This is a genomic window from Halopenitus salinus (genome assembly GCF_042662125.1).
Classification (GTDB): Archaea; Halobacteriota; Halobacteria; order Halobacteriales; family Haloferacaceae; genus Halopenitus; species Halopenitus salinus.
Window position 1 is genome coordinate 141,617 of sequence record NZ_JBHSXL010000004.1, and the last position, 6,734, is coordinate 148,350.

At 67.1% G+C, this 6,734-nt stretch carries 5 protein-coding genes and 1 pseudogene; 1 reads left to right on the forward strand and 5 read right to left on the reverse strand.

What is annotated here, in order from left to right; translation table 11 throughout:
- Positions 1-2: 2 nt before the first annotated feature.
- Together ACFQE9_RS05935 and ACFQE9_RS05940 are read right to left on the reverse strand one after the other, a co-directional pair.
- A complete protein-coding gene (locus tag ACFQE9_RS05935) occupies positions 3-2,717 on the reverse strand; it encodes a PAS domain S-box protein (protein ID WP_379741792.1) in 2,715 nt (904 codons plus the stop codon).
- 116 nt (positions 2,718-2,833) lie between these two features.
- Entirely contained in the window at positions 2,834-3,358 is a 525-nt protein-coding gene (locus ACFQE9_RS05940; RefSeq protein ID WP_379741795.1) for a TrmB family transcriptional regulator, read from the reverse strand.
- 245 nt (positions 3,359-3,603) lie between these two features.
- Here ACFQE9_RS05940 and ACFQE9_RS05945 point away from each other — a divergent pair, with 245 nt between their 5' ends.
- Positions 3,604-5,385 carry a rhomboid family intramembrane serine protease gene (locus ACFQE9_RS05945; RefSeq protein ID WP_379741798.1) on the forward strand — a complete coding sequence of 594 codons (1,782 nt, stop codon included), beginning with the start codon at positions 3,604-3,606 and terminating at the stop codon, positions 5,383-5,385.
- A gap of 25 nt (positions 5,386-5,410) precedes the next feature.
- Here the strand turns inward: ACFQE9_RS05945 and ACFQE9_RS05950 are convergent, their stop codons facing one another.
- The 3 genes and pseudogenes from ACFQE9_RS05950 to ACFQE9_RS05960 all read right to left on the reverse strand — a co-directional run.
- Positions 5,411-6,070: an METTL5 family protein gene (locus ACFQE9_RS05950; RefSeq protein ID WP_379741801.1), complete on the reverse strand. Its 660-nt coding sequence runs from the start codon at positions 6,068-6,070 to the stop codon at positions 5,411-5,413.
- Position 6,071: 1 nt separating this feature from the next.
- The gene (locus ACFQE9_RS05955; protein WP_379741804.1) at positions 6,072-6,473 is read right to left on the reverse strand and encodes a DUF7961 family protein; all 402 of its coding nucleotides are present in this window, start codon (positions 6,471-6,473) and stop codon (positions 6,072-6,074) included.
- A 147-nt stretch (positions 6,474-6,620) separates the two neighbouring features.
- Positions 6,621-6,734, reverse strand: a pseudogene (locus ACFQE9_RS05960) (IS630 family transposase); the annotation flags it as partial.

Genomic DNA, 6,734 nt, shown 5'->3' on the forward strand with positions numbered 1-6,734 from the left:
ACTCACGACTCGAACTCGACGCCGGTTATCTCGAAGCGCGCGCCGCCGGCCGCGCTTTCCGTCGCGCGGACCTCCCAGCCGTGTGCCTCCGCGATCCGCTCGACGATGCTTAGTCCGAACCCGGTTCCGGACCGGTTCGTCGAGTAGCCGGCCTCGAAGACGCGGTCGTGTTCGCCCTCCGGAATCCCGGTTCCGTCGTCCTCGAGGTAGAATCCGCTCTCCATCCGACCGACGGAGATCGTGAGGTCGGGACCGTCGTGTTCGGCGCCGGGTTCGATCGCGTCCCCGTGAGCGTTCGAGCCGGGGCTCGTCGAGCCATGCTCGACGGCGTTTCGAACCAGGTTCTCGAACAGCTGTTTGAGCCGGGTCCGGTCGGCACGGACCACCGTCTCCCCATTCACCTCGAGCGAGGCGTCGGCGGTCTCGACGGTCTCCCAACACTCCCTCGCGACCGTCCCGAGGTCGACCGGTTCGGTCTCGGTCACGGCGTCCCCCTCCCGAGCGAGGGTGAGCAGGTCGTCGATCAACGACTGCATCCGGTCGTGGGCCCGTTCGACCGCCTCCAGGTGGTCGTCAGCTCCCTTCCCGTCCCCATCGAGCGTCTCGCGGGCCAGCCGCAGTCGTCCCTCCGCGACGTTCAACGGGTTTCGGAGGTCGTGGGAGACGATGCTCGCGAACTGCTCGAGCCGCTCGTTCGCACGTTTGACCGCCTCGCGTTCCGTGACGTCGACGTACATCGCCAACGCCGTATCGGAGGCGTCGGGCGCGTCGGGGACCTCACGGAGCGGAACCGCTCGCAACAGCGTCTCGACGACCTCCCCGTCGGCGGACGAGAACTCGCGGGGCTCCATCGTGAACTCCCCCCGGAGCGCCCGCTCGTATCCGCCACCGTCGAGCAACGCCTCCCTGGAGTCCGGTGTGTAGAACTCGGCGAGGTCCCGTCCGACCACGTCCTCCGCGTCGTATCCCAGCGTCTCGAGGAACTGCTGGTTGCAGTCCTCGACGATCGGGCGTCCCTCCTCGCTTCGGGTCATCACCGCCATCACGGGCGCCTCCTCGAAGAGCGTCCGGTACTGCTGTTCGCGCTGTCTCGTCAACTCGGCGAGCTCCTCGGTCTTTCGTTCGAGCTCCCGCTCGTACTCCTTGCGCTCGTCGATGTCGAGGTGGATCCCAACCGCGCGGACCGGATCGCCGGCGTCGTCGCGCTCTACGACCCTGCCGATGTCGCGGATCCACTTCCAGTCGCCATCCGCGGTCCGCATCCGGTGTTCGGTGTCGTAGTAGGCCGTCTCCCCCTCGATGTGGGCCTCAAGGGCGGCCTCGACCCGCTCGAGGTCATCGGGGTGTACGCGCCGCTCCCACGCGTCGATGTGTGACCGGATCTCCGCCGGCGAGTAGCCGAGCATTCGCGCCCATCGATCGTTGAACTCCACCTCGTCGGTGCGCAGATCCCAGTCCCAGACGCCGAGATCCGCCCCTTCGACCGCGAGCTGGAGGCGGTCCTTGAGTTCGCGAAGCTCACGCATGCGATCCTTCTGTTCGGAGACGTCACGGGAGATGACGAGGAACCGATCCCCGTCGTCGACGGGGAGCCGGGTGGCGTGTACCCGAACCGGAAACGGCTCCCCGTCCGGACGGCGAAACTCCGTCTCGAGTTCGATCCGGTCTCCGACGTCCATTCCGCTCCAGATGGCGCGCAGTTCGTCGGGATCGGCTTCCCGGTCGATCTCCCAGACCTTCCGGCCGACGAGCTCGTCCTTCGGCTGATCGAACACCTCCCGAAAGCGACGGTTCACGTCGACGATGGTTCCGTCGGCGGTGTGAACGTCGATCATGTCGGGAGACCGCTCGAAGAGCGCCTCGAGACGGGCCGTCGTTCGCTCGAGGCGCGCTTCGCGTTCCCTGCGTTCGGTGACGTCGGTGATGAACCCCTCCAGGGCGATCAGGCCGTCGTCGCTCCCTTCGCCGGTGCCGTCGTCGTACACGCCGCGTCCCCGCTCCCAGACCCACTTCGTGGTCCCGTCCTCGGTCACGATCCGATAGGTGATCTCGAAGGTGCCGTCGGCGGAGAGCCCCTCCTGGACGGCCTCCCACGTCGATTCGCGGTCCGCCGGATGGATCACGTCCTCGCCCCACAGCACCTCGTTTCGTGCGATCCGGTCCGCGGAATGGCCGGTGAGCTCCGCGACTTCCCCGTCGACGATCTCCATCGGCCAGCCGGACTCGTTTCGGCACCGATAGACCATCCCGGGGAGGGTGTCGACGAGCGTCTCCAGTCGCCGCGTTCGCTCCGCCAACAGCTCGCGTGAGCGGGCGGACTCGACGGCGTTTTCGATCCGGTTCGCGAGCAGCTCGTACTGTTCGGTTCCGGTCTCCTTTTGGAGGTAATCGGTCACTCCGGCCGAGATCGCTTCGCTCGCGATCTCCTCGGACCCCTTGCCCGTATACAGGATGAACGGGAGCTGTGGATCGTCCTCGCGGATGGTCTCGAGGAGCTCGATCCCGTTTCGACCGGGCATGTCGTAATCGGAGACGACACAATCGACGCCGTCGAGTTCGTCGAGTTCGTCGAGTTCGTCGAGCGCTTCCTCGGCGCTCTCGACGGTCCGCACCGCGAACCGGTCGTCCGTCCGCCGCAGGAACGTGGCGACCAACTCGGCGAATTCGGGCTCGTCGTCGACGTGAAGCACGTCGATCGTGTCGATGGTGGCGGTCATGGAACGCTGCTCGTTGGTTCGAACACACGGCCGCGGGCCTTAAGAAGTACCCCGGCGGGACCTCGAATGGCGCGTCCCACGGAGCGAACGACCGTCGGGAACGTTCCGCGTGGACCTCACCCGTCCTCGAGCGGCGCCTCGATCCGTTCGACGTCGACGAGCACGGTATCGGACGTATCGGAGAGCGCCGTAACACGCCCCACGAGCCCGAGTCGCGAGACCGGCGTCGGTCCGACCACGATCGGGTCGCCCGCCTCGAGATCGCTTACAACCTGTCGAAAGTGAACGTACGCCTTGCACTCCGTCGGGTGATCCACGTTGATGAAGTCGATGTCGTCCACCGTGACGCTGATCCGGTCGTACTCCCGCGAGAGCACCATCGACTCGGCGTCGTCCAGCTTCTCGCGATCGAGAAGGTCGAAAGCCCGGTCGGTCGGCTCGTACCCGCCTTGTGGCCCCGTGACCCCGTCGACGAGTCGAAGCTGTTTCAGCGTGTGCATCTGGTTGCGGACCGACCCCGCGTTCCTGTCGATCCGTCGGCCGAGCGTGCGAGCCTTGACCGGCGATTCCTCCGGTCGGTATTCGTTCACGAGGGCGACGAGGATCCGTTCGTGAGTGTTGGAGAGCTCCGCGGTTTCCATTGGTTTCGTCTATGGAATCGGCGCGAACGCGGATAAGTGTTCACTCGATTGTGAACTGGTGGGAATCCCCCACGCCGCTCGATCGGGGTCCACGATCGAACGGAGCCGTCTCCGGATCGCCGACCAAATCCGACGGGACGACTTCGCGGACCGACTCCACAGGGCCGAACCCGCCGACCGACTCCGACGGATCGAACCGCCGCGTCACCCGGAGGTTCATTAGGCACGACGACCGACACCGGCGTATGCTCCCCGACTGGCTGCCGCTTCACCGGCTGGCCATTCCGGTCGCGTTCGCCGCCGCGCTCGCGGTCGTCGTGGCCATCGACCGCCCCCGCGGTTCGTGGGGGCGGCGGCTCCGGTCGCGGTTCCTCCTCGGCGTTCCGTGGGGAACGCTCGTCGCGGTCGCCGTCGTCGTCTGCGTCTACCTCTTCGTCCAGCGGGGGATCGACGACCCGACCGACCCGGTCGTCATCCCGTTTCGTGCGTGGTCGTTCTTCTACCCCGAGGGGATGTTGCTCTCCGGGCTCTCGCACGCGAGCCTCGGCCACGTCGTCGGCAACCTGCTCGCCACGCTCGTCGCTGGGAGTCTGGCCGAGTACGCCTACGGCCACTTTCCGCGGCGACGCGGAGGGATCTCCTTTCGGACGCCGCTCGAGAACCCGTTCGTTCGCGCGTTCCTCGTCGTTCCGGTCGCCATCGTCGCCGGCGCGATCCTCTCGAGCGTCTTCGCGATCGGACCGGTGATCGGCTTTTCGGGCGTCGTCTTCGCGCTGTGGGGGTTCTCGTTGGTCCACTATCCGCTCGGATCGATCGTCGCGTTGGCGGGCGTCTCGCTCCTCAACCTGGTGTACGAAGCGCTTCGAGATCCGGTGGTGCAGTCGGCCGCCAGCCCGTCCTACGGGGGGCCCTGGTGGGCGAACATCTCGATCCAGGGACACGCGATCGGGTTCCTCCTCGGCGTCCTCGTCGGTGCGGCGCTCCTGCGTCGCCGCCGCGGGCGGAGCGTGGATCCGGAAGTCGGACGTGACGGCTGGCCCTCACGCTCGGCGCTCGCCGTCTTCTCCGGCGTGTTGTTGTTCGCCTCCTCGCGGTCGCTGTGGGCGGTCTACTGGTACCTCGGGAACGAGCGGTACGTGCTCTATCGAGCGGTCGGGATCGGCCTTATCGTCCTCCTCGCGCTCCTCGTCGCTCTCGCGGTGGCGGGGCGGCGCGAGCCCATCGTCCCCTCGTGGTCGGTTCCGAACCCGGAGACGTTTCGGGACGCGGTTCGATCGTCGTCGCCGCAGTCGGCGGGACTCGTGCTCCTGCTTTTCGGCCTGGGCATGCTCGCCGGACCCGCCATCGCCCCGAACCTGCTGGCCGTGACGGACGAGGAGCTGCCCGGCGACCCGATCGAGGTAGAGGGCTACGAGGTGACCTACGCCGAGAACGTGTCGAACCAGATGGTGAACGTCGTGGACATCGAGGCGTTCGACCGCTCGACGCGGGTGAACACCTCGGGCGTGATCGTCAAGAACGCCGACCGCGGCATCTGGATCACCGCCGTCTCGCGCGGGAACCTCCAGTACTGGGGCTCGCGCTCCGTGGACGTGGGGGGAACGGGCTGGCGTGAGACGGTCGTCGCCACACGAACCGGGTGGAACGCGGTCGGTGGCGGGACCGCCTATCGCGTCGACTTGGAACACGACGGCGAGCGGAGAACGGCCTTCCGGTCGGAACCCGCCACGGCGGAGCCGACCATCGAGGGATGGTCCGTCTCGGTCGCGGCGGTCGACGAGGGGTTCGAGGTCGCCGTGCGCCGCGGAAACGGAACGAACCCGTCCCTGGACGTGGAGGACGACGCGTTCGGAGCGGGCCCGACGGCGGAGACGGCGCCGTTACCGGGACAAAACGAATCGGTCGAGCTGAACGGGCTGACGCTGGTGCGCGAGGATCGACGGATCTACGCGGAATCGAACGGGACCCGCGTTCGCGTACTCGAGCTTGAGCGTCACGAGGGCCGCGAGCGGCTCCGGAACCAGTAGGGCGACGAGCAGCCCCGAACGAGAGCTACGGCGATCCCGTCGAATCGGATCGGTCCGTGCCCGTCGACCACTCGATCCGGTAGACCTCGGTGTCGATCGTCTCGGTCTCGGACTCGTGGTGGTCGAACTGGGCGTCCACGTCGAACTCGGCCGCGAACGCGTGAGTGACCTCGCCGCCGTGGTCGGCGGCGAACGATCGGAGGAACGACTCGCTGCCGGCGTTGTGGACGGAGTAGGAGACGTCGGCGATCGAGCTCGCGGTCTCGAGAAATCCGCGATCGGCGTGGCGGTTCCCGTCCTGGGCGCCGAACGGCGGGTTCATCAGGACGGTCGTTCGCTCCGTGGGACAAAGCGGGGCACGGGTCGCGTCCGCGCGGATCCAGTGGACCGGCGCGTTCGTCCCGACGCGCCGCTCGTTCGCCCGTGCCGTCTCGATGGGTCCCGCGTCGAGTTCGACGCCGATCACCCGTGCCGGGCCGCGGAGGGCGGCCGCGAGCCCGAGCATACCGGTTCCGGCGCCCAGGTCGACGACGGTTCGACCCTCCACGTCGCCCTGGAGGTCGGCGAGGTGGACGACGTGGGCGGCCAGCTCGGGCGGCGTCGGGTACTGCTCGAGCGACGCGTCAGGTCGCTCGAAGCCCGCGACCACGCCGAGCTTCGTCGCCAGCGAGCGCTTCGAGGCCATCTCACTCGGCGAGCGTCGACTCGCCGGTCACACGGAACGTGACGCCCTCCCGCGAGGCCCGTTCCGAGAGCGCCGCGAGCGCGGGCTCGACGCGGTCCGGATCCTCGACCTCGTCGACCGTCACGTCGATCCGGCCGACGCCGAGGAAGGCCGCGGCCCGGACGAGCCCGCGCAGCCTGTCGGCCTCCGCCTGGGTGGCGAGCGAGCAGTCCTCCGCGAAACACGCGGTGACGTCGAGGCCCGCGGGCTGGTAGCCGCGCCGTGACAGTTCACCTTTCAGATCGCGGAGGTACTCGGGGGCGGTGCTCTCGAGCTCCGCGCCGTCGATGACGACGGGCTCGACGTCCGCGGGTCGACACTCCGCGATCGGCCCCTCGACGGCGGCGGAATCGGTGGTGCTCATGTTTCTACATATTCCCTGGTTATACATATATGTTTGTAAATGTCCAATAGTAATAACCGCCCGTCGATGAACGGTTACCTGACGTCGATGAGCGCCCCCGGCCCCCATCAGTTCCCGATCACTCTCACGATCTCAATATAGTAGATGTTAGAAATAGTTACTCACTTTTGGAATAGAGAGTTGTTCAAGAGCGGTGTCAATCGCTGTTGTAAGCTCGTTGAGTGAGTCAAAGAAACGATTGCTGAGCGCTGTTTGAAGCTG